This is a genomic window from Rheinheimera baltica DSM 14885, from assembly GCF_000425345.1.
Classification (GTDB): Bacteria; Pseudomonadota; Gammaproteobacteria; order Enterobacterales; family Alteromonadaceae; genus Alishewanella; species Alishewanella baltica.
Window position 1 is genome coordinate 20,419 of the sequence record NZ_AUDG01000035.1, and the last position, 24,231, is coordinate 44,649.

Annotated in this window: 17 protein-coding genes and 2 tRNA genes; 6 read left to right on the plus strand and 13 right to left on the minus strand. The window is 47.0% G+C overall.

Going from position 1 to position 24,231, the window contains the following annotated elements:
- Positions 1 to 121 precede the first annotated feature (121 nt).
- Positions 122 to 1,345: a glycerophosphodiester phosphodiesterase family protein gene (locus tag H595_RS0112355; RefSeq protein WP_240474886.1), complete on the minus strand. Its 1,224-nt coding sequence runs from the start codon at positions 1,343 to 1,345 to the stop codon at positions 122 to 124.
- 219 nt (positions 1,346 to 1,564) lie between these two features.
- Between H595_RS0112355 and H595_RS24605 the strand changes: the two genes are divergently transcribed.
- Together H595_RS24605 and H595_RS22265 are read left to right on the plus strand one after the other, a co-directional pair.
- A complete protein-coding gene (locus H595_RS24605; RefSeq protein ID WP_051219871.1) occupies positions 1,565 to 1,774 on the plus strand; it encodes a hypothetical protein in 210 nt (69 codons plus the stop codon).
- The gene (locus tag H595_RS22265) at positions 1,771 to 3,900 is read left to right on the plus strand and encodes a TonB-dependent receptor domain-containing protein (protein ID WP_051219872.1); all 2,130 of its coding nucleotides are present in this window, start codon (positions 1,771 to 1,773) and stop codon (positions 3,898 to 3,900) included. Before H595_RS24605 ends, H595_RS22265 begins: the two co-directional genes overlap by 4 nt.
- 265 nt (positions 3,901 to 4,165) lie before the next feature.
- Here H595_RS22265 and H595_RS0112365 read toward each other — a convergent pair.
- The 7 genes from H595_RS0112365 to H595_RS0112395 form a co-directional block, all read right to left on the minus strand.
- Positions 4,166 to 4,242, minus strand: a tRNA-Arg gene (locus H595_RS0112365).
- An 11-nt stretch (positions 4,243 to 4,253) separates the two neighbouring features.
- Positions 4,254 to 4,343, minus strand: a tRNA-Ser gene (locus H595_RS0112370).
- Between the two features lie 165 nt (positions 4,344 to 4,508).
- Positions 4,509 to 4,709: a carbon storage regulator CsrA gene (csrA, locus tag H595_RS0112375; protein ID WP_027671497.1), complete on the minus strand. Its 201-nt coding sequence runs from the start codon at positions 4,707 to 4,709 to the stop codon at positions 4,509 to 4,511.
- Between the two features lie 302 nt (positions 4,710 to 5,011).
- The gene (alaS, locus tag H595_RS0112380; RefSeq protein ID WP_169338552.1) at positions 5,012 to 7,630 is read right to left on the minus strand and encodes an alanine--tRNA ligase; all 2,619 of its coding nucleotides are present in this window, start codon (positions 7,628 to 7,630) and stop codon (positions 5,012 to 5,014) included.
- A gap of 30 nt (positions 7,631 to 7,660) precedes the next feature.
- Positions 7,661 to 8,107 carry a regulatory protein RecX gene (locus H595_RS0112385; RefSeq protein ID WP_027671499.1) on the minus strand — a complete coding sequence of 149 codons (447 nt, stop codon included), beginning with the start codon at positions 8,105 to 8,107 and terminating at the stop codon, positions 7,661 to 7,663.
- A gap of 2 nt (positions 8,108 to 8,109) precedes the next feature.
- On the minus strand, positions 8,110 to 8,835 hold the full coding sequence (locus H595_RS0112390; RefSeq protein WP_240474887.1) for a DUF2189 domain-containing protein: 726 nt from the start codon (positions 8,833 to 8,835) through the stop codon (positions 8,110 to 8,112).
- A 125-nt stretch (positions 8,836 to 8,960) separates the two neighbouring features.
- Positions 8,961 to 10,982 (minus strand): S46 family peptidase, encoded by a 2,022-nt coding sequence (locus H595_RS0112395; RefSeq protein ID WP_027671501.1) that lies wholly within the window; start codon positions 10,980 to 10,982, stop codon positions 8,961 to 8,963.
- Positions 10,983 to 11,165: 183 nt separating this feature from the next.
- Between H595_RS0112395 and H595_RS0112400 the strand changes: the two genes are divergently transcribed.
- Positions 11,166 to 11,654, plus strand: a complete 489-nt coding sequence (locus H595_RS0112400) for a TIGR00645 family protein (protein ID WP_027671502.1) — start codon at positions 11,166 to 11,168, stop codon at positions 11,652 to 11,654.
- Positions 11,655 to 11,726: 72 nt separating this feature from the next.
- Positions 11,727 to 15,284, plus strand: a complete 3,558-nt coding sequence (locus tag H595_RS22270) for an ATP-binding protein (protein ID WP_051219874.1) — start codon at positions 11,727 to 11,729, stop codon at positions 15,282 to 15,284.
- 78 nt (positions 15,285 to 15,362) lie between these two features.
- Here the strand turns inward: H595_RS22270 and metH are convergent, their stop codons facing one another.
- The 3 genes from metH to H595_RS0112420 are packed head-to-tail and all read right to left on the minus strand — an operon-like array spanning position 15,363 to position 19,990.
- Positions 15,363 to 17,984 (minus strand): methionine synthase, encoded by a 2,622-nt coding sequence (metH, locus tag H595_RS0112410; RefSeq protein WP_027671503.1) that lies wholly within the window; start codon positions 17,982 to 17,984, stop codon positions 15,363 to 15,365.
- Complete coding sequence (locus H595_RS24740; protein ID WP_027671504.1) at positions 17,984 to 19,048, minus strand: homocysteine S-methyltransferase family protein; 1,065 nt, start codon at positions 19,046 to 19,048, stop codon at positions 17,984 to 17,986. Before H595_RS24740 ends, metH begins: the two co-directional genes overlap by 1 nt.
- A gap of 15 nt (positions 19,049 to 19,063) precedes the next feature.
- Positions 19,064 to 19,990 carry a homoserine O-succinyltransferase gene (locus tag H595_RS0112420; RefSeq protein ID WP_027671505.1) on the minus strand — a complete coding sequence of 309 codons (927 nt, stop codon included), beginning with the start codon at positions 19,988 to 19,990 and terminating at the stop codon, positions 19,064 to 19,066.
- Between the two features lie 359 nt (positions 19,991 to 20,349).
- Between H595_RS0112420 and H595_RS0112425 the strand changes: the two genes are divergently transcribed.
- Together H595_RS0112425 and H595_RS22275 are read left to right on the plus strand one after the other, a co-directional pair.
- Complete coding sequence (locus tag H595_RS0112425) at positions 20,350 to 21,342, plus strand: ligand-gated ion channel (protein WP_156885978.1); 993 nt, start codon at positions 20,350 to 20,352, stop codon at positions 21,340 to 21,342.
- Positions 21,342 to 22,043 (plus strand): glycoside hydrolase family 25 protein, encoded by a 702-nt coding sequence (locus tag H595_RS22275; RefSeq protein WP_051219875.1) that lies wholly within the window; start codon positions 21,342 to 21,344, stop codon positions 22,041 to 22,043. Before H595_RS0112425 ends, H595_RS22275 begins: the two co-directional genes overlap by 1 nt.
- Before the next feature lie 151 nt (positions 22,044 to 22,194).
- Here the strand turns inward: H595_RS22275 and H595_RS0112435 are convergent, their stop codons facing one another.
- Positions 22,195 to 22,965 (minus strand): DNA/RNA non-specific endonuclease, encoded by a 771-nt coding sequence (locus H595_RS0112435; RefSeq protein WP_027671507.1) that lies wholly within the window; start codon positions 22,963 to 22,965, stop codon positions 22,195 to 22,197.
- A gap of 130 nt (positions 22,966 to 23,095) precedes the next feature.
- The gene (locus H595_RS0112440) at positions 23,096 to 23,932 is read right to left on the minus strand and encodes a hypothetical protein (RefSeq protein WP_027671508.1); all 837 of its coding nucleotides are present in this window, start codon (positions 23,930 to 23,932) and stop codon (positions 23,096 to 23,098) included.
- Positions 23,933 to 24,231 lie beyond the last annotated feature (299 nt).

Below are 24,231 nucleotides of genomic sequence, written 5' to 3' on the forward strand. Positions count from 1 at the left end.
AAATGCAGTAGTAGCAGAGCAAAACTAATCTCTGCCTGAGTAAAACTGCTGATATGCATTAGCAATTTATAGCATAATCACAAGCGCTTAGCGATGGCGTGAAACAGGATGCATCAATTAATTAATGTTTAGGGTTGAGCAAACAGTTTGCATAGTAGGTCGTTGTTGCAGGCCAATCGGAGAACACGCCTATTACCCCAACGTCCTGTGCCAATACATCTAATAACTGTAATACTGCACTATCATCGGTTGCAGTTAAAGGCAGCGACTGATAATACCAATCGCCCCCTGTTTTCAGTGGGGCAGACCGCTCTAAACTCCAGGCAATAATCTTTAAGCCGGCGGCTTTAGCGGCTAGCGCATAGCGGGATGGCACAATTTTACCCTTTTGCTCAGTCACTAATACCCACAAAGGCGGCGCAATAATATTTAATCCGGCATCTTTTAGTTGCTGCATAGAAGGTTGCCAACTATCAGGCTGCATAGCATCAAAGCCCGGCTGTTCGTAACGCTCATCCAACCAAATAGCCTGGCGGCCAAACTCAGGCTCAAATGTTAACCAATATTCAATATCTTGCCAGTTAAAAGACTGCAGATACACCTGAGATGGCGGCACGCCAGATGCTTTATAGTCATCTACCAGCTGCTGCGCATACTGCTGTTGGCTGTAACGGCTATTAAATGGCATAGGGACCTCAGCTTGTTTTAGCTCCGGCACCATCTTCACCCCTTGTTGCTTAAACAATGCCACGGACTCTTGATGTGTCATTGGCTTGGCGCACTGTGTATATAACTCAGTACGCCATACTGGAGTACCCTTTACATAGTCTGCTACCTGTTGCGCGGCAGTGTTTACGCCATCCATTTTCGCACATAAACTGCTGAACTCCGCCACGGTAATATCACTGGTACAGCAACGCGCAGAGGCACTGGTGCCAGTTGTGGGATCGGCTGCAACAAAAGGTTGAGAGCATTTCTCTGCCAGTGTCGGACGCAAAAGGATATCGGTAGTCTGATGTAAATCGCACTGGGCATGCCGACACACTAACTGCTGATCTGCCGTAAAGGCGACATCACATTCAACCATGCCAGCCCCCATCGTTATTGCCGCCTGATAAGACTCAAGGCTATGCTCCGGAAACATCAATGGCGCGCCACGATGCGCTATTGAAAAATCGCTGCGATAAAACGTATTGTGCTGGCAAGCTTGCAAGCGTTGTTTCAAATCGCTCTCAGGCAGCTGTTGTAGCAAATAAGTAGGCCTTACACCGGGCTGTGCCGTGGGCAACGTTCCCTGACACGCCACTAACAGCATAAGCATGATCAATAGCCAGTAAAATTTCATCATCCCTCCTACATCCCCACCCCAAAGTAGCGATAGCCTAATATCGCTGTATGACATTAGCATTACTCAATCTCACTGGCTTGTCATAAAAAAAACACATTAGCTACACAGTAACCACATTTTATCGTCATATATTTTACACACTCCCTCTGCACAATAAGCCGCCGTCGACAAGCTCGTCTGACCACAACAAGATCAACGCTTTTAGGGAGAATTATTGTGCCTAACCTTAGGTTAAATACCATCACGCTGGCTATTGCTGGTCTATTGTCTGCTTCACTGCAAGCACAAGACAACACCATAGCGAATAACGAGACTGACGTAGAAGTACTTTCTGTGGAAGGAAAACGTGTTAGCTATGCCAATAACAGTACAGACAACAACATAAATACCAGCAGGCACCTATTTCCAATGTACTGGATTTGGTGAACAATCTGCCGGGTGTGAATGTAGGTCAAGGCGATGCATTTGGCAGTGATGACTACACCACAACGATAAGTTTGCGCGGCTTTGTGATTGATAGAGCGGATCAGCAGTTGGGGATCACCGTAGATGGTGTACCCAATGGTGGCTCAGGCTATGCCGGTGGCAGTAAAGCTAACCGTTATATGGACAGTGAAAACACCCGCTATGTCGAAGTAGGACAAGGTGCGTCCGACATTGCTTCTGCATCACTGGATGCGCTGGGTGGCACACTTAACTTTGTCTCCGCTAACCCGGAGATGCAGCGCGGCGCCAGAGTGGGTGTTTCAAATGGTAGCCACAACGCACGGCGTTATTTTGCCCGTTATGATAGCGGCGAGATTTTCGGTAATACCACGGCTTATTTCAGTGTGTCCGACAGCTATAACAGCCGCTGGATCGGCAGTGGCAGCAATGGTTACAGTGACAGAATTCACCTTGAAGCCAAAAGTATCACTGAATTGGATTCAGGCCGCATTACAGCCCGGGTATCCTATGACGACACGCATGAAGATAATTATCAGCCAATCTCTCTGGCCCATTTTGCCAAAACACCGCGCTGGGATGGCCTGACGAACGCCTGGACTGGCGCTCCTGACATCGACCAGAATTTTGCTGAAACCTGGTCAACCTTACGAGAAAATACCTTAGTTTATGTTAAAGGTGAGTTTGATTTATCTGACAGCATCGCGCTTGAGATCACGCCCTATTTGCATTTGCAAAATGGTCGTGGCGACTGGATGCCAAACTATCAGGTGTATACAACAGATGCATCAGGTAATCGGATTACCAAAGGCACCGGTGCAAACATGCAGCGCTACCGCTACATTGACGTAAACGGCTTACCTATTCTGGATCCCAATGCCGACACCACTGATGCAACCCGTGTAGCCTCTTACCGACATACACATTATGAAAAGCAACGTTTTGGTACCACGGCTAACTTGCAGTGGGACCTTGAGATGCATCAGCTACGCATGGGTATTTGGCTGGAGCAGCAAAAACGTAATCAAACCCGCGACTGGCACAACATTATCGATCCGAAGATTTATCATTACTTTGATAAAACACCTTACTGGGTGCAGTTTGATGATGATTACACCAATAAGGTCTTTAAATACTACCTGCAAGACAACATAACGTTTGGAAATTTACAACTTACACTCGGTGTACAACAATATCTGGTTGATGTAAGCCGCACCGATGATCTTAATGGTAAAGGCAAAGACAGTGTCGATAGCGATTCTTCACTATTGCCCAGTGCCGGCGTGGTTTACTCGCTAAACGATCACATTGAGATATTTAGTGGTTACGTTAAAAACTTCAAAGCGATATCAGACGGCCCACTGGAAAATAAAAAATCAGCAGAGCTAAGCAGTTTAAAACCCGAAACAGCAACAAATCTGGACTTGGGTATCCGCTACTCTAGTGACGTCGTCAGCATGTCGACATCGCTTTACCGGGTGAAATTTAATAACCGTATTGTCCAACTACGTTACCAAACCACTGCAGACGGCACACCAAACTATCTTGCTGAGGGCGACGGCGATTTTGATAACGTTGGCGGCGTAACTGCAACAGGCTTTGAAGCGAATATCAACTGGCGCTTAAACCCAAATTTAAGCATTACCAGTGCGATAACAGTGAATAACGCCGAATATTCTGAAGATGTCGCGGCCAGCAAAGAAGGCGCTGACGGAGAGCAATTATTAGTAAAGGATTATCGCAAAGGCGACAAGCTTGCAGGTATACCGGAGAAAATGCTGACATTGTCGTTAGACTATAATGATGCTGGCTATCGCGCCGGCATCAGTGGCAAATACGTGGCTGATTACTACGGTGCAGCTAAACATAGCTTTACGGCCAATGGCGGTGAAGCCTGGAATAAAGACACTATCTCAGCGCACACTATTTTTAATGCTTATTTAGGGTATGAAAAAGATCTGGGTGCTGCAAGCCCGTTTAAGTCTGTTGATTTAGCCTTAGTGATGAACAACCTGACCGATAAAAGCTATATTACCGGTGGTAGCGAAGGCGCTTATCTGATTGGTGCAGGGCGCACAGCAAGCTTTACTGTTAGTTTGGGCTTCTAACCCGCCTGCGTCAGTTTGTCCCAGGCTAAAATGAAAAAAACCCGCTAAGGCGTTAGCCGTAGCGGGTTCTTCGTATAGGGTGGACGCAGGAGGATTGCTAGCGGCTATCCTGCCGCTAGCCCTTCGGGCCAGCTTACACTGTGCCAATTTGCTCCCGGCAAATTGGTCGAACCTTGCGGAGCTTCTCACCCGCCTGCGTCAGTTTGTCCCAGGCTAAAATGAAAAAAACCCGCTAAGGCGTTAGCCGTAGCGGGTTCTTCGTAAATGGTGGACGCAGGAGGATTCGAACCTCCGACCGCTCGGTTCGTAGCCGAGTACTCTATCCAGCTGAGCTATGCGTCCATCTGAAAAACTGGCGGAGAAAGAGGGATTCGAACCCTCGATAGAGTTTCCCCTATACACCCTTAGCAGGGGTGCGCCTTCAGCCACTCGGCCATTTCTCCGCTCTGTGTTGCGGCGTGTATATTAATGTCTCAGGAAAATAAGTCAAACAATTTTTGGTAATCAAAAGTGCGTTTGTCGACCTTTTAAGCAATTCACCGATAATGAGTCATAAAACGTACAAAAACGGCATAAATCATCAGCAAGGCACGAAAGCAAAACGTAATTTAGTTGTCCTCACCATAAGTTGAGCTTGAATCGCCTTTTTCAGCTTGGATACGCATATAAATCTCTTCGCGATGCACTGATACTTCTTTTGGTGCGTTAACACCAATACGTACCTGATTTCCCTTTACACCTAACACAGTCACCGTAACTTCATCACCTATCATCAGTGTCTCACCTACACGACGAGTAAGAATTAGCATTCGTTTGCTCCTTTTTCCTTTTATCCAGCGCGGATCACACCGGGACATAAACTATAAGCGCCGTATCATAACTCAGCTTCTAAGCCGATTAAAAGTAAAGCGTTTAATTAATTAGCGTTCAAACCCAGCATTTCTGCTAGTTTGCTAACAATAATGTTGCAACATGTCATAGTGGAATGACAAATAGACACCCTTTGCTTCTGATCTGGGCACAACCGTTGACATATCTCCATGCCAAAACTCAGCCTCAGGAACAGTAAAGAAGGACTTTCTTGCCCTTCTTTATCAGCGATTTAAGCAGTTTAGCCCAATTTCTCACTTATAAGATTTTTTGCATCAATAATAACTTGTGCAAGTGCACCGACGTCTGAACCACCCGCCTGCGCCATATCAGGCCGGCCGCCGCCTTTGCCACCCAACTTTTCAGCCGCCCAGCCCACCAGTTGGCCTGCATGTACTTTGCTTGTCAGGTCAGCTGTTACGCCTGCAATTAAACTAATTTTTTCGTCATTTACTGTGGCTAATAAAACCACACCAGAGTTCAGTTTATTTTTCAGCTCATCCAGCATGGTACGCAAGGCCTTAGGCTCCGTTGCCGGTAATTGTGTTACCAACACGGTTGCGCCCGCAATTTGCTCAGCCTGATCTAACAATGACGCACCCGCCTGGCTGGCCAATTTGGCTTTTAGTTGATCAATCTCTTTTTCCAGTGATTTAGTGCGGTCCAGCGCCTGATGCACGCGTTCACCAATACTAAACACATCACCTTTTAAGGCACTGGCAACCGCAAGAGCTTGCTGTTCCATTTGCTGAATATAGGCAACGGCACCAGCACCACTGACGGCTTCTATACGGCGCACACCAGAGGCAATACCGCCTTCAGACACCAGCTTAAACATACCAATATCACCGGTACGATTAACGTGCGTTCCACCACACAACTCGATGGAAAACTCGCCCATACTCAGCACCCGCACTTCATCGTCATACTTTTCGCCGAACAACGCCATTGCACCTGCCGCTTTAGCCTGGTCAATGGGCATTAAACGCGTTTGCAAAGCATTATTTTGCTGGATCTGTTCATTTACCATCTGTTCTATGGTTCGCAGCTCTTCTGGTTTAACCGCTTCAAAGTGGCTAAAGTCAAAGCGTAAACGCTCTGGCCCAACCAAAGAACCTTTTTGCGTAACATGCTCGCCTAGCACTTCACGTAAGGCAGCATGCAGTAAATGTGTTGCAGAGTGATTTTGTTTAATCGCTGCCCGGCGCGCACTATCAATCTGTGCATCAACCTTATCTCCAGTTGCGATGGCTCCCTGGATATGCCCTTTGTGAGCAAAGGCTTTACCTACCTTAATGGTATCTTGTACTACAAACACTGCGCCGTTTGAAAGCGTCAAGCTGCCGCTATCACCCATCTGACCACCGGATTCAGCGTAAAATGGTGTGCTGTCCAGCACAATCAGAGCCTGTTGGCCATCTGTTAGCGCATTAACCTGCTGGCCTTCATGTAGAATTTCCAGCACTTGTGCATTACCAAACTCTTGTTCGTAGCCGGTAAATACCGTGTGCTGATTCGATGTTAGCGCGTTATTGTAGTCGGCACCAAAATTAGACGCCTGCTGTGCACGTTTACGTTGCTCTGCCATAGCCGCATCAAAACCGGCCTGATCAATGGTTAAATTACGCTCTCGTGCTACGTCATTGGTTAAGTCTACCGGGAAACCATAGGTATCATACAACTTAAACACCAGCTCGCCGGGTAGCTCAGTACCGCTTAATCCCGCTAACGCGTCTTCCAGAATAACCAAACCACGTTCTAAGGTTTTGCCGAACTGCTCTTCTTCTAATTGCAGTATTTTTTCAACTACGGCCTGCTTTTCAGCCAGCTCAGGATAAACCTCGCCCATCTGTGCCACTAACGCAGCGACCAACTTATAGAAGAAAGCCCCTTTAGCACCCAACTTGTTACCGTGGCGCACTGCGCGACGCACAATGCGGCGCAGCACATAGCCACGACCTTCGTTGGAGGGTTGCACGCCATCGACAATAAGAAAGGCACAGCTACGAATGTGGTCAGCAACCACGCGCAATGATTTATCCGTTAAATCTGTTGCACCGGTAGCCTCTGCCGCCGCTTTAATAAGTGCTACAAAAGTATCTATTTCATAGTTGCTGTGTACATGCTGCAAAATTGCCGCAATACGCTCCAGCCCCATGCCTGTGTCTACGCTGGGTTTAGGTAGCGGTTCCATCCGGCCATCACTGTGGCGGTTAAACTGCATAAACACGATGTTCCAGATCTCAATATAGCGATCGCCATCTTCTTCTGGTGAACCTGGCGGGCCGCCCCAAATATGCTCACCATGGTCGTAGAAAATCTCAGAACAAGGACCGCATGGCCCGGTGTCACCCATGGCCCAAAAGTTATCAGACGCATAGGGCGCACCTTTATTGTCGCCAATACGGATAATACGCTCAGCCGGTACACCTATGTCTTTTAGCCAAATATCGTAAGCTTCATCGTCAGTTTCATAAACGGTAACCCAAAGCTTGTCTTTGGGCAGCTTAACCACTGCGGTTAAAAACTCCCAGGCATAGGCAATAGCATCATGCTTAAAGTAATCACCAAAACTAAAGTTACCCAACATCTCAAAAAAAGTATGGTGACGCGCGGTATAACCCACGTTTTCCAGGTCGTTATGTTTACCGCCAGCCCGCACACAACGTTGTGCAGAAACAGCCCGACTGTAGTTTCGTAAATCCTGGCCAAGGAACACATCTTTAAACTGCACCATACCCGCGTTAGTAAACAGTAACGTGGCATCGTTGCCAGGAATAAGTGAGCTACTAGATACTATCTGATGCTGCTTACTGGCAAAAAAATCTAAAAAGGCACGCCTGATGTTGGCCGATGTCATTGTCATGGAAAAATCCTGTCCGCTTGGGTTTTACTCTAAATGATTAATAGCAAATTGAATCTGCTCGCTGCTAAAACCACGGCGCTGTAAATACGCCATACGTTTTAACTTGTCTTTGTATTCTGTTATTGCACTTTGGCCATATTTTTTCTGATAAAGCAGCAAAGCCTGTTGAAACCAGTCTACATCCAGCTGAGCAACAACTTCTAGTACCTGCTCACGGCTGATATTCTGCTGGCGGCATTCCTGCACAATATAGTTAAGGCCATAACCTTTGTTTATTCTGCTGCGTAACAACATACTGATAAAACGCTGCTGGTTAAGATAATCTTCGTTTTTGCACCAGCCAATAACCTGAGCAATATCAGCAGGCTCTCCCCCCTGACGCGCTAAACGTTGACTCAATTGCGCCTCGCTATAATCACGCCGGCTTAACCAATTTAGCGCCATCCGTTTAAGCTCTGCGATATCAGCCAAGGTTATATTTCCAATACGCCATCATCAGTAGCTTTTACTTGCAAAGCAAAAAATTCATTAAACGATAAAAAGAACGCGATATTCAGCACCGGTACAACCAGCAGTAAACCGATAAATAGCGTTGGCATGGTAAGCATTATCAGCAACAGACTCAAGAGGCCAAAGACGACCAACGGCACTATATTGCGCCAGCAAGCAATAAAGCTGGCCTTAATAATTGCCAATATGCGGTATTCTTTTAAAAAGTAAGCTATAGCAACGGCATAAGCAAAAACCATCCAACTGACTAAAAAACTTACCACAAAAAGCATCAACATTAATGCATCAACACTTTGCTGTGCCTCGTGCTGTTGCATCAGTGTCATCGCTAAACTGCTTAACGGTATAGACGCTAATACATTTAGCGCTGCGATGCGTAAGAATACGGCTCTACAGTCACTCTCGCTTAGCGGCTTGAATAGATCAGTGAACGTAATGGGCTGCTTTTGTTGTAGCATCACCACACTTTTATAGACACCCGCCGTAAGAAACGGGTTTAACAAAATGCTTATGACGGCTGCTAAAGGGTGCAGCTGTCCCACTAATGCAATAGCGCCAATGGTAATAAACATCAGCAGCCATGTCATAGGGGCCTGCATAAAAATGACCCAGCTTTGCTTTAACCAGCTTATCGCGGCCAAAGTGGGCGCGCGCTTTACAATAAGTTTCACCCGGAACTGCTTATCCACATGCTCTCCAACGTTCAAAATCTTGGCTATCATAGTTTTGATGCAACGCCACCATGATACTGTAAATTAGCCTAAATTAAGAGCGTAGAATCAGAATAACGCTATGTTCGGAATAGGTTAACGGGTTATATATCAGAAAACAGTTCGGCCAGTACGGCACGGCCAGCATCAGTTTGTTTTAATTGCCAAATAATAAAGCGGCTGTCGACATGCACCGCACGGCTAAGCGCTTCATCATAGTGCCAATCTGCAAGCAAGTTTTCTTCTACACCACAAAAGAGCAGCCCAACGACTTCGCCTTTTGTATTAAACGTGGGGGCGCCGCCATAATCCGTACCACTGTCGATACTGCTAAGAAAATTTACCGGAGTTAATTTATCAGCGGCATGTTCTGCCAACACAGGTTGGGTGTTATTAACACTGCGGCTAAGCTTTAGCATACCTTGCAAGGTACTAAATGGCTGAAACCACACTGCGTCAACGGGTTGATAGCCACTTACCCTGCCAACGCTAAAACGCAACATACCATTTGCCTCAGCATAAGTGGCTTTGACTTGCGCATCATTATAGGCCATCAGCACTTCCATAAATTCAGCGCGGGCATTATCTAATGCTGTTTTTAACTGTCGGCGCTCTGCATTAAGCTGTGTCACCGTGTCATACATGGCGACGGAAAAGCTAATTAACGGATCTGAACTTTGCTGGAACTGTTCAGCATTACGCTGCAACCATTGCAACCGCTGATTAGCATCGGTCAAACTCGTCCCCCGATACATAGCTGACAGTTTATGCCGCACAATTTCACGATTAAACCCATCATTGAGCGCAAAATACTGATCTAATGCCACTAGTCTTTGCTCCTGCGGCAACTTAGCGTATTGTTCCAAAAAATGCAGCGCCAGCTCTAAATCAACTCTGGCATCAAACCGCAGGTCAAACTGCTGCATTCGGCTTTTTAATAACGCAGCCTTCGTTGGATTTGGCTGCAAGGCGTGTTGATATAATTGATTAGCTAAAGCAGGTAACTGCGCATACTTCAGGTAATCCAACACCAGATCGCGCAGCGCTACGCGTTGTTGTTGCAGTAATAACCTATCCAAAGTAGCCAGTACAGGAGCGTATAATTGTTGTCGAACAGCACTACTATTAATCCATTCCAGCACAGCCTGTTGCCGCTGCTGTTTGCCTGATAATAAGCCGCTACGCTGATAATGCGACAGCATATCGCTTAGTTTTTCAGCTTCGCTTGTCAAGTCAGTTAACGTATTGTTGTATTGTTCAGCTCTAGCTGAACCGGCTGGAGCCAGTTGCTTTAACAGCCGAGTCGCTTGCTGCAAATATTCAATCGAACGGGGGAAAAGCTGCTCAAAGTTGAACTGAATCTCTGTCGCGGTAGCATAGCGCCGGCTATGTACAGAAAAGCTCGGTGATATTACCAACTCATCATCGGTAACGCCCTGTTGCGACAATCGTGCAAAAGCAGAACGATAAGGCGTATTGTCTTTTGCATATGCCACCCCATCGTTATTAGCACTATCATAAGCACGCAATATTACAAAGTCCGCACCATAACGTGGCCAGCGCTGATCGGCATCAGCTGTTGACAGTGGTGGTCGATATACCAAGCGCACGTCACGTAAGGTTTTATACTGCAGTAAATAGAATTCCAGGCCATGGTGCAGAGTCTTCAGCTCGCATGATAACTGCGAACGCTGTTCACAATCCGCTTGCAGCTGTTGTTTTATTTGCTCAAATTTAATACTACGTTGATACGCCGAAGACTCGCCACTGAGTTGACGGTTAATGGTCGTGGTGACATCCAAAGTTTGCTGCAGCATTCTAAACTTCAAGCCGGGCACCGGCATTTCTGGGGCTACACTTGCAACAGACAATTCCTGCAGATAAGAGGCAACACAGTTCGCGTTGGTAATCAACAACCCGGCTTTGGATATAAAGGCAGCACTGCAATTATCAATTCGACCGCTAACCTGTTGTAGATGAGTTAACGGTAATGTTTGCCCCTTGTAGCGTTGCAGTACGGGGCTATCAGCAGTAAGTTGGCTTGGCAGCCAAAATCCTTCAGCGGCACTACCTTTTGGGGATAACAGCAGTAAGGCAAGCATACTGCAGCAAATAATTTTCATCATAACAACATGTGGCTGACTTATAACGCGATGACGCTATCATATTCTCACGCTGTATCCTTTGTCGTTGCGGCAAGACGCTGGAATTTGCGGTAACTGTAACGCAAACAAGAAAAAGCTTTAGCAATGCTTGATCTATAACTGAGTAACCGCATAATACAGCGATTAGAAACTTCGGGTATGGTTATGGAAAATTTTATTGAAAAACTGATGTATTCAGCACGTTGGATCATGGCGCCAATTTATCTGGGTTTAAGCTTGGCACTTTTCGCGCTGGGTATTAAGTTTTTCCAGGAAATATTCCACATTATACCCACCATTTTGACTATGAAAGAGGTAGAGTTAATCTTAGTCGTGCTGTCACTTATTGATATTGCTCTGGTAGGCGGGCTTATTGTCATGGTGATGTTTTCCGGCTACGAAAACTTCGTGTCACGGCTTGATTTAGAGGGTAATGACGACAAACTTAGCTGGTTAGGTAAACTGGACTCTTCGTCGTTGAAGAACAAAGTCGCAGCCTCTATCGTGGCTATCTCGTCGATACATTTACTTAAAGTCTTTATGAATACCGAAACCATTGCCAATGACAAAATACAATGGTATTTACTGATACATATAACGTTTGTGTTATCAGCGTTTGCTATGGGCTATCTGGACAAAGTGTTACGCAAATAAAACGCCCACCCGAATGACACGCTGACGGGTGTACAAGCAAAGATAGCTGTGCAAACAGGGAGGTTGTGCATAGTGAAGGTTTTAAAACAGTTAATCTGGCTTTGCTGTGCCTTGGTGCTGATATTTAGCCAGACAGCAAATGCACAGCAATATGGCACACCACTGCTAAGCAACTTCAAGCCAAAAGATTACAATGGCGGCACGCAAAACTGGGCCATAATTCAAGATCAGCGCGGCGTGCTTTACGTTGGCAACAATGTCGGCGTGCTTGAGCATGATGGTGCTAGCTGGCGGATGATCCCCACTCACAATAAAGCAGTAGTCCGGTCATTGGCCTTAGCGGCAGATGGCAAAGTTTATGTTGGGTCAAAAGGCGAACTTGGCTATCTGGATACCCAAGCTGCAGGTGGAACGCAGTACGTATCGCTATTAGACCGTATTGCGCCAGAATACCGCAATTTTCAGGATGTGCGCCAAACCTTCACCACCCCCGACGGCGTTTATTTCGTTAGCCGTAACTATATCTTTTTTATCTCGCCACAACAGGTCAGCGTTTGGGCCTCTGAAAATGGTTTTCTCAAAGCCTTTTATTTACAGCAGCGCTTACTTGTCAGAGAGGAAGGCCGTGGCTTACTGCAATTGGTGCAAGGTGAATTTAGCCCTGTGCCCGGTGCAGAACAGTTTAGTGATACCAGCATTTTTATGCTCGAATCCTTTGATGAAAATACGCTGCTTGCGGGTAGCCGCGAAGGCGAGCTGTTTTTGCTTCGCAGCACCGGTACTGAACGCTGGCACACCGACATTGACGCACAGCTTCAACAAGCGTCACTTTACAGTGGTATACGGCTAAAAAACGGCGACTTTGCCCTTGGCACTACAAATGCCGGTTTATATATTCTGACCGCTGATGGCAAACTAAAAAGCCACATTACTGCCGAGCTTGGTCTGGTAGACCAGAATATCCGTGCGCTGTATCAAGACCATCAGCAAGGTTTATGGTTGGCGCTGGATCATGGTTTAAGCCGCATAGATTTGTCCGCAGCTATCTCCTATTACAACAGCGCCAGTGGTTTGCAAGGCAATGTGCTGTCGTTGTACCAGCATCAAAACACCTTATATGCTGGCACCAGCCTGGGCTTATTTCGTAAAAATGCGCAGAACCGTTTTGAGGCAGTTGAGCAAGCACAAAAGCAAACCTGGGATTTTATTAGCTATAACGAGCAACTCCTTATCGCTAATGGTAAAGGCGTCTACGCTAAAACCGGAACTGAACTGAAGCTAATACGTGCGTCAGAACTGGCCAGCAAAGTACTGTATCAATCAAGGTTAGACCCACAACGCATCTACATTGGCCTGCAAAATGGTCTGGCTAGCATGCGCTATGAGCAAGGAGAATGGCGAGATGAAGGCCGGGTGCCGGGCGTCAGTGGTAATCTTAACAGCATACTAGAGTCCGCCGACGGCGAACTCTGGCTGGGCACTCTGGCCCATGGTGTGTATAGGCTTCAATTACCCCCAAATTGGCAAGGCGGCAATTCCGCCTCGTTCACCGTTACACATTTTAGTAAGACCGATGGCTTACCCAGTAATAACCGCAACGCTGTGCACTGGTATAAAAACGCATTATTAATTGCAACGGTTGCCGGTTTTTACCGCTTTGACCCGCCAAGCCAGCAATTTTTTCTGGACCCACAGTTAGCTGCAGCGTTTAGCGCTACCCAGCCTTGGGTTCGCTATCCGCAAGCTGAAAAAAATAATAATTTGTGGTTACTTACCTGGGACAATGATACTGGCCGGCGTCAGGCAGGCGTGCTGTTTGCTGACAGTGAAGGCCTGTATCGCTGGCAAGCTTCTGCCCTACTGCCGTTGCAGGATATCCCGCTAGACACCTTATTGATTGATGCACAAAACGTGATTTGGTTTGGCGGTGCTGAGGGGCTATTCCGCTTTGCGCTGGATGAACATCGCAATATGCCACCTAAACCGCCTTTACTTCGCCAACTAAGAACACTTGATGGCAGCACATTTTACCACGGAGGGGCTTTACCTAAACAACTCAAGCTTAACGCCAACAGTAATGCACTGCGCTTTGAATATGCCAGCCCCAATTTTAGCCACTTATTTCAGCCGCAGTTTCAGCTAAAACTGCAAGGTCATGATAAGGCCTGGTCTGGCTGGAGCAACGAACTATACCGCGATTACACCAACCTTGCGCCAGGGGACTATCATTTTATGGTGCGCAGTCGCGACCATCAGGGAAATTTGCAACTCTCTGAACAGTTAAGTTTTCATATTGCTGCGCCCTGGTATGCCAGCACAGTCGCATGGATTGGGTACATAACATTTGCGCTACTCATTATGTATTTTTTGCTGAAATGGCGCACCTATCATCTGTTACAGGAAAAACACCAACTCACCCGCCAGGTAGAAGAACGCACGGCCCACTTACAACAAACCATGATGCAACTGCAACAAGCCAAGCAAAGTGCCGAAACCGCAGCGCAGGCAAAAAGTGACTTTTTGGCCAACATGAGCCACGAACTGCGCACACCACTTAATGCAGTATTAGGCTTTTCTGAATTGGCACAACTCAACGAAGACCCAACGACACAGCAAAGTTACATTACCAAGATACGCGGCGCTGGAAAAATGTTACTCAGCATTATTAATGACATTTTAGATTTTTCTAAAATTGAAGCCGGCAAGCTGGAGTTAGAACAGGCTGCTTTTAGTCTGCGCGATACAGTGGCACAGGTCAGTGACATGTTTAGCGAACACATTAAGCAAAAAGGCTTACAATTCAGCCTGTATTTGGACGAGCAAATACCCGATCAGCTGCAAGGCGATGCACTTCGCCTGTCTCAAATACTAATTAACCTGATAAGTAATGCCATTAAGTTTACTGAGCAAGGTGATATTAGCCTGAGTATTAACGCGCAGCTCAACCAATCAGGCTGGCAGTTGCATTTTGCCGTGCGTGACACCGGTATCGGTATTAGCGAAAGCCAGCAAAAGCTCTTGTTTACTGCATTTAATCAAGCGGATAGTTCAATTAGTCGCAAGTATGGCGGCACGGGGCTGGGCCTGACAATTTGCCAGCGGCTGGTGACATTGATGGGAGGCCAGCTGGCTGTGAGTAGCTCACCCGCCAAAGGCAGTACGTTCAGTTTTAGTCTGGAATTTGCTGAAGCGGCAAATATAACCTTAAGCGCCGCTGAGCCAACAACACTGCAAACACTCCAGCCAAGCAACGCGGCTACAGTAGCACAACACACCATTTTGTTAGTTGAAGACAACTATTTTAATCAGGCGTTGGCGAAGATAATTTTGCATAAGCTGGGCTACAACATTATCACTGCCACCCATGGTGAACAGGCTCTGGAGTGCCTCGCAGTGCACACGATTTCCCTTGTTTTGATGGATATAGAAATGCCCGGCATTGACGGCTACGAAACCACCAGACAACTTCGTCGCTTGCCAGGCTTAGACCTTCTACCGGTTATTGCTATGACAGCACACAGCGCCGATATCACCCGTCAAAACGCCGCACAAGCTGGCATGAATGATCTGTTAATGAAGCCTATCGATATCACTACTATGGCGCAATTACTCGACAAATGGTTGCAATGAAAAACAAAGCAGGCCAGCAGATATGAGCGCGCGCTTTACCTGTGCTGTAACACAGCTAAAATAACGCGCCTTGCCGTATCAGCGTATATTGGGCGCCAGCCAGCTTTCTGCTTCTTCCTTGCTCCAACCTTTTTTCGCGGCATAGTCGATTAATTGATCATCACCTATTTTACTCACGGCAAAATATTTGCTGTCAGGATGGCCAAAGTACCAACCGCTAACCGCAGCGCCTGGCCACATGGCGTAGCTTTCGGTCAGTACAATACCGGTTTGCGCTTCAACATCCAGCAACTGCCACAAGGTGCCTTTTTCAGTGTGCTCCGGGCACGCCGGATAACCGGGTGCCGGGCGAATCCCCTGATACAACTCACGAATAAGCTGCTCGTTATCAAGCGTCTCGCCTGCGGCATAGCCCCAGTATTCGCGCCGCACTTTTAAATGCAGGTATTCGGCTAAAGCCTCAGCTAAACGGTCGGCCAGTGCTTTAACCATAATGCTGTTGTAATCGTCGTGCTCAGCAGCAAATTTAGCCGCAAATTCGTCAGCACAAAAACCGGTACTTACGGCAAAACCGCCAATATAATCTTTAACCCCGCTGCCCACCGGGGCGATAAAATCGGCCAGGCTGCAATTGGGCGCATTATTGCGCAGCTGCAACTGTTGGCGCAGGTTATATAAGCGAACTTTTTCGGTGCTGCGGCTTTCGTCGGTGTAAACCACAATATCTTCACCGTCACTATTAGCCGGAAATAAACCAAATACGGCCTTACCTTTTACATGCCCCTCGTTAATCATGGTGTCCAGAATGGCATTAGCGTCTTTAAACACTCTGCGCGCTTCCATGCCCACTTCAGCATGGTTAAGTATGGCCGGGTATTTACCGGATAACTGCCAGGTTAAAAAGAATGGTGTCCAGTCGATATAATCGCGTAACACGTTAAGATCAACGTCCTTCCATAGTTGCACACCTAACTGTTTTGGTGCCGGCGCCACCTTACTTAAATCAAGCTGAAACTTATTCGCTTTAGCTTCATTTAAACTAAGCAGCTTTTCACCGGGGCGCGAGCGGGCATGTTGTTCACGCGCCACGACATATTCGTTTTTAATCCGGCTTAAATAATCCGCTTTGCTGTCCGGTGTTATAAGTGACTGCACCACCGACACACTGCGCGAGGCATTCGGCACATACACCACGCCATTGGCGTAATTCGGCTCTATTTTCACGGCAGTATGGGCTTTAGACGTAGTAGCACCGCCAATCAGCAGCGGTTGGGTAAAGCCTAAGCGGGTCATTTCTTTGGCAACATGCACCATTTCATCCAGCGACGGTGTAATAAGGCCAGATAAACCAATGACATCAACATCGCGTTCTTTCGCCACGCGCAACAGCTCAGCACAGGGCACCATAACGCCAAGGTCGATAACCTCAAAGTTATTACATTGCAGCACCACACCAACAATATTTTTGCCGATATCGTGCACATCACCTTTTACTGTGGCCAACAGCACCTTGCCCTGCGCCCGACCGCCCTCTTTTTCCAGCTCAATATAAGGCTGCAAATAGGCCACGGCTTTTTTCATTACCCGGGCTGATTTAACCACTTGCGGCAAAAACATTTTGCCTTCGCCAAACAAGTCCCCCACTACGTTCATGCCGTCCATTAACGGCCCTTCAATGACGTGCAGCGGTTTTTCGGCTTGTTGGCGCGCCTCTTCAGTATCAATATCAATAAAGTCGGTAATACCTTTTACCAGCGCATGCTCAAGCCGCTTATTTACCGGTAAGCTGCGCCAGGCATCATCCACTTTTTCAGCCACGCTGCCATCGCCTTTAAACTGGGCGGCAATCTCAAGTAACCTTTCGGTAGCATCGTCACGGCGGTTTAAAATAACGTCTTCCACCCGCTCTTTCAGCAGTGATGGAATATCGTCATACACGGTAAGCTGGCCGGCGTTAACAATGCCCATATCCATACCGGCGCCGATTGCATGGTATAAAAATACTGAGTGAATGGCTTCTCGAACCGCATCATTACCGCGAAACGAGAAGGACACATTAGACACACCGCCGGATATTTTCGCATGCGGGCATAAACGCTTTATCTCGCGGGTGGCTTCAATAAAGTCGACCGCGTAGTTGTTGTGCTCTTCAATGCCGGTTGCAACAGCGAAGATGTTCGGGTCAAAAATAATATCTTCGGGTGGAAAGCCAATTTGCTCAGTAAGGATTTTATAAGCACGCTGGCAAATTTCGACCTTGCGCACCTTAGTATCAGCCTGACCTTTTTCATCAAACGCCATCACTACTACGGCAGCGCCATAGCGCCGCAACAAACGCGCCTGATGTAAAAACGGCGCTTCGCCTTCTTTTAGCGAAATGGAATTTACTACTGCCTTGCCCTGAATACATTTTAGCGCAGCTTCAATAACCTCCCACTTCGACGAGTCGACCATAATGGGCACCCGCGAAATATCAGGCTCAGACGCCAGTAATTGCAAGTAGCGCACCATGGCGGCTTTGCTGTCGAGCATCGCTTCGTCCATGTTGATATCAATAATTTGCGCACCGTTTTCCACTTGCTGACGCGCAACATCCAGTGCCGCCTCATAGTCGCCGTTTAAAATAAGCTTTTTAAATTTGGCCGAGCCGGTAACATTCGTCCGCTCGCCAACGTTGATAAATCTGGCCTGTTGTCGCATTACCACTCCAAAGAAAAGGCTTCAAGGCCGGCTAAATTAAAACTATGGCCGGGCGCTTTCGGTTGGCGGGCAGGCGCATCTTTTACCGCATCAGCGATGGCTTTTATATGCTCAGGCGTGGTGCCACAGCAGCCACCAACAATATTTAAAAAGCCCTGTTTGGCCCAATCGGCAATTTCTGCAGCCATCTCTGTAGCGCCTAAATCGTATTCGCCAAACTCGTTTGGCAAACCTGCATTGGGGTGCACGGAAACATAAGCTTCTGATACGCCCGACAGCGTTTCGACATAAGGCCGCAGCAAATCTGGTCCAAGTGCGCAGTTAAGGCCAAAACATACCGGCTCAACATGGGCCAGGCTATGATAAAACGCTTCGGTAGTCTGGCCCGACAAGGTACGGCCAGACGCATCGGTAATGGTGCCGGAGATCATCACCGGTAGTTTATAGCCAACTTCGTCAAACACTTTAAGTACGGCAAAAGCCGCAGCTTTCGCATTTAAGGTATCAAAAATGGTTTCCAACATAATAATGTCGGCGCCACCGGCAATTAACGCATGGGTAGATTCGGTGTAAGCGTCTACTAACTCATCAAAACTGACATTACGAAAGCCTGGGTCGTTTACATCAGGTGATATAGACGCGGTGCGGTTAGTTGGCCCTAACACACCGGCGACAAAGCGCGGCTTTTCTGGCTCAAGCGCAGTTATCTCATCGCATACTTTACGCGCCAGCGCTGCCGACTCACGGTTTATCCGCGCCGATAAGCCTTCCATCTGGTAATCGGCCATCGCAATGGTAGTAGCGTTAAAGCTGTTGGTTTCAACAATATCCGCCCCGGCCAACAAATATTGCCGGTGAATATCAGCAATTAAATCCGGTTGCGTCAGCACCAGTAAATCGTTATTGCCTTTAACATCACTGGGCCAATCGGCAAATTCCGCGCCGCGATAATCGGCCTCTTCTAAGCGATGTTGCTGGATCATGGTGCCCATGGCGCCATCAAGAATAAAAATACGTTGAGCGAGCAACTGGCGAAATTGTTCAGGCGTTAATCTTGCTGTCATAGAATACTCTTTACCTTAAGCCGTCTGGCCTATCTGGCCCAAATCAAATGGGGTAGCCTGATAAACATAATAGTTTAACCAATTACTAAACAGTAAAAAGGCATGGCTCTGCCATAACTTTTGTGGTCCCTGTAAGGGGTCATTGTTACGGTAATAATTTTCCGGCAATTTTGCCGATACGCCTGCGGCGACATCACGTTGATATTCGTCATCAAGCGTTGTTAAGTCGTATTCCGGGTGACCAGTAACAAATACCCGGCTACCACTGCTGTTTTGCAATAAATAGGCGCCGGTCGCATCCGCTTCCGCCAGAATATGTAAATCATCGTGTTGCTGGTATTTCTGTTTTGGCACCTGCGCATAACGTGAATGGGGCACTAAAAAGGCATCATCAAAACCGCGAACTAACGGACACAGTGGCTGCACAACATCTTGCCAATAAACACCGGAGAGTTTCTCGCCGCGTATTTCACGCTGTAAACCGTAGTACTGATACAGCGCGGCATGTGCAGCCCAACATAAGAACAACGTTGAGGTAACGTGTTTATCTGCCCAGCGCAGAATATCGCCAAATTGATCCCAGTAACTCACATCTTCATAGTCCACCAGCCCCAACGGCGCGCCGGTAATAATCAGGCCGTCGTACTTTTGCTGCTGCACGTCTGAAAAATAGCGGTAAAAGCAATTTAAATGGCTCGGTGGCGTATTTTTACTCACGTGATCATCAATACGTACCAAATCGACATCTACTTGTAATGGGCTGTTAGCCAATAAACGTAGCAACTGAATTTCAGTGGCAATTTTATTTGGCATCAGGTTGAGAATGGCAATTTTCAGCGGCCGGATATCCTGCGACTGCGCCCGACTTTCGGTCATTACGAAGACATTTTCTGCCGACAGCGCTTCTACCGCCGGCAACTGATCGATCACTTTAATAGGCATAGCCAAACCCCATTAGCACACATAGCCGCTACTTTGCGCAAAACCGACGGCAAAGTCAACTTCTATACGTTTAGATGGCCAAATAAGGAGGCTTTCAGATCGTTCAAGAAAGAGATTAATGGTCAGTTTTGTCTTACAGCCATGCTGGCAATTCACCTGCTAGCAGCTAGGCTTAGCAGGCGCCTAACTTATATATTCTTTTTAACATGCCAGACAAAATTAGCTCCCACCCTTTGCAGAACCTGGGTTTTTACCTGCTGTTGAGCCTTAGCAGCAGCGTTATAGGTATTACCATCTTGGCATATATGTGGTTTCAGGCCGCCCCAAAGGTCGAGGCAACTGAACATCAGTTAACACACATGAACATGGATCGCGATAACTGGATAGCCAAGCTGGCACAGACAACTAAAGACGATGTACCGCACTGCGCGTATGTTGCAACCGGCGTATTTTTGCAATCGCTGAGCTTTCATTCACTTAACGATGTGCATATCAGCGGCTATATCTGGCAAAAAGTCCCCATAGCGCCCAATTGCCCGCTGCAGGCCAAAGCCGGTTTTTACTTTCCAGATGCAATAGAGGGTAGCGCGCAGCTGAATGACGTTAATCAAAAGGTGCAGGACGATGAAACCCTGACAGCGTGGTTTTTTGAAACCACCCTGCGCCAGCAATTTGATTACAGCCAGTACCCTCTGGATCAGCAAACGGTAAAGCTGCGCATTTTATCTGATGATTTTGATGGTAAAACGATTCTGATCCCCGATTTCAACGCTTATAACGACTCCGGCATGGCAAACATCTATGGCGTCCAGCGCGATATTGTTCTGAGTGACTGGTTGATAGCTGCAACCTTTTTCGATGTTAAAACCGCCAGCTACCACAGCAATTTTGGTTACCCCACCGCCATTGCTGCACAAAGCCCGGAACTGCATTTTAACCTGGTACTAAAGCGCAATAATGCCTTTGTGGTTAACGTTCTGCCGGCATTAGCCGTCGCAGTGCTGTTATTTGCCGTGTTATTAACCATAAGCCGTAAGCCCAGCAATCTGGCGTTTAACAGCTTTTCTATTAAGTTGGTTATCGGTTTCATATCGGCACTGTGTGTTGTGGTGATGTTATTACAGCTTAATACCCGTGCTAAGTTTCCAGCGCAGAGCATTGTCTACATCGAGTATTTTTATCTGCTACTGTATATCGCAATGATCTTAGTATTGCTGTGCAGTTTTATAGTTAAAGCGCCGCTAGACGTGCAGCGTAAACTGGCACCGCATAACTTTATGCTAGCCAAACTGCTTTACTGGCCCAGCCTGCTGCTGGCGATGGTAATAATTAGCTACGGGGCGTTGTACTAATGAGAATATTGAAAAAAATAGCCAATCTGCTTAGCGTTTTCGCGGTACTGTTTTTTACGTCGGTTCCGGTTGGCGCTACAGCAAATGATAGCCAAAATATTGCCTACCACGGGCTTGATCTGTCGCACCATAACGGCGAAGTAGATTGGCCAAAGCTCTCTACAGTGGGGATGCGTTTTGTCTTTATCAAAGCGACTGAAGGCATGGATGACAAAGACCCTAACTTTGATTCGCACTGGCAAAACGCTAAAAAAACAGGCATTGTGCGTGGCGCCTATCATTTTTATGTCACCGAAGATCCGCCAGAGAAACAAGCGCAGTTTTTTATCGATACTGTCAAGCTAAGTAGTGGAGATTTGGTACCTGCAGTAGACATCGAGTTACTGGGCAAAAACACCGCCCCTGATGTGGCAGACAAACTGCAGGTATTTGTTAATATTTTGACCGCGCATTACGGTAAAAAACCGATTATTTACACCGGCCGCACCTTCTGGAACACGAATATGACCGACAAATTTGGCCAATATCCATTGTGGATTGCGGAGTATGGCGTGGAAAAACCGGTAAGTCCAAAAGGATGGCTGGATTGGCATTTCTGGCAATGGACAGAGCAATCAACGCTTCCCGGGGTGGAGAAAGAAGTTGATCTTAACTATTTCAATAACCGTGATAAAACATTCTCTGATGTATTGTTGCCGTAAACGGGTATAACAACGCTCAAGGCAGCATCGAAAAAGAGCCAGAAAAAAGGGCCTGTGCTAATTAACCTTAAGGCCCCTATTTAGACTTCCTGGTTAGGTCTGTTGTTAACTCCTGTTGGTATGTAGCAAGACATACCCTTTGGACGGCACGTTAACAACCTAACTCAGTTTTTAGCCCACCAACCTGCCCTTCAACCGCGGGCTCTTTGTATGACGGCAGTAACGGCATAATATTTAACCCACTGCGGCTTTCTACTTCATTAACCGTAACCTCACGTGGGCAGAAACTGGCAGAGCGGTTAAGGTTTTGCTCCATGATAAATGCAGACGCCTCTACCCACCCGGCGTTATCCGTAATGACCACTTTGAAATAGCCAGACGGGATAGTATGGCCTTCATCAGCCCCCGGCAAAGCCCCAAAGTACCATTCATACAATGGCCCGGTGATTACATAAACGTCCTGGCCGGTGCGAGCCAAATTACGAACGGCAGTTTCCAACTTTACCCAAGCCCCCTGGTTCAGGTTAGCAGACTGTGGTGTGATATTAGACAGATAATTCGTCATTGCCCAGTAAGCAGTATTACTAAACGCCGCCAAAGGCACCTGATGGCCACGGTCTGTGCTCAGTACTGCAGCCGCATCGGTATAGTCTGCGGGTTCAAGCGTATATGCTGAGTTGATGTTTGGGTCTGCTTTCCACGTCCGGGTCCGGCTGGGTCCATCAATGGTGTTTTTGGTTACTTTGTAAGCCACCCAATTGGCAAACTTAGTGCTGCTGTTGTTGTGTAGCGTGTAAATTGGCCTTTCAATAGTCTGGCCAGATTTACCGGATGGGCAGTTATAAGCACAATTAGCCGCGTTAGCTGAAGTGCCAAACAGAATAGCTGTAAGCGTAAACGTTATAAAGGTTATCGTTTTCATGATGATGCTCGGGTTATTAAACTACAAGCATCCTGTCCGAGCAAAGTTACAAAGATATGAACAACTTTTAATCAGCTTGATAAGTGCAAGCCGGTAATCTGTATTTCTGATTACACCTCGAAGCCTAGGCTCATTTACGCCATATTATCCAGCTTGAACCTGCAATGAAGATAACAAACGCAATTCCGAACCAGCTAAAGTGTTTGTGAAAATCCTTATCCACGGTAACAGTATTAGCAACGCTAACGTCCGGCATATCTGCTGTATCGTCGATGGTATAGATCTGCATACTTTCAACGTGGGGTTGTGTTTGTAATCGTGGGGTAGAAAAGGTAGAGGTACTTGCAGAAGACACACCAGTAGTTAGCGGGGTGAATTTAAGCAATTGCCACATTTCGTCAAATTGCTTTCGCTGTTCTGCTTTATGATCAGCACACTGCACAAAATCAATTTCAGACAAGGCTTTCTGCCGACAGCGCACAGGCACTTGATAATACTCACTCCAGGCGGCAGCTTTATCGTCTTTAAAAATATCATTATTGGCTGACCAATTCGGCATATCTTGCAGCGAAGTGCTGGGTCGCGTGTTTCTGCTTACCGAAGGCGACATATCTACCCGCTCTGTTGTGGTTGATGCCCTATCTTCATTTGGCGATGAACAATGTAAACCGATAAGCTTGAACAGTTCACGATCGCGTTTATTTAACCAGTTGCCTTCTGCAACGCCATAGCCCTGGTTCATGCGCTTTCTGATTTGTTCTTTTTGATGTTTTAAATTATCGCATTCAGCTTTGGAGTACTGTTCAGCAGCGAAAAGGGATAACGGTGTAAGCAAGATAGCGGTTAGTAAAATCCATTTCATGAGTAAAGAATGCGCTTCCAATGTCGGTAAGGCATGGTAACTAAGTAGTTTAGTAATGAGCAATAGTCTACTACCGGTTTGTGCCCAGGCTGTGTAAAAACTCATATTTTCCGCTCTTTCAGCGGTTCGCCAGTATGCACTGTTAGTGCCTCGCTGAAATAATGAGTGTGCGTTTTAGTTTTCATTCAGTGCGGTTCGGAGGCTTATTAAGTCCGATATTGAGCGTTATGGGTGTGGTATCAGGAGCTAAAGCGACTACAGCCGCTAGCCGTAACGCTCTTGCAGCTTTTTAGTTAATCCTTCAGAACCCCAGATGGACATCATTCTTTTGAGGTTATAAGCCAGCACATGCAAACTGATTTCCGTGCTAACGTTCTTAAATCGCCGCGTCAGTAAGTGTGTCG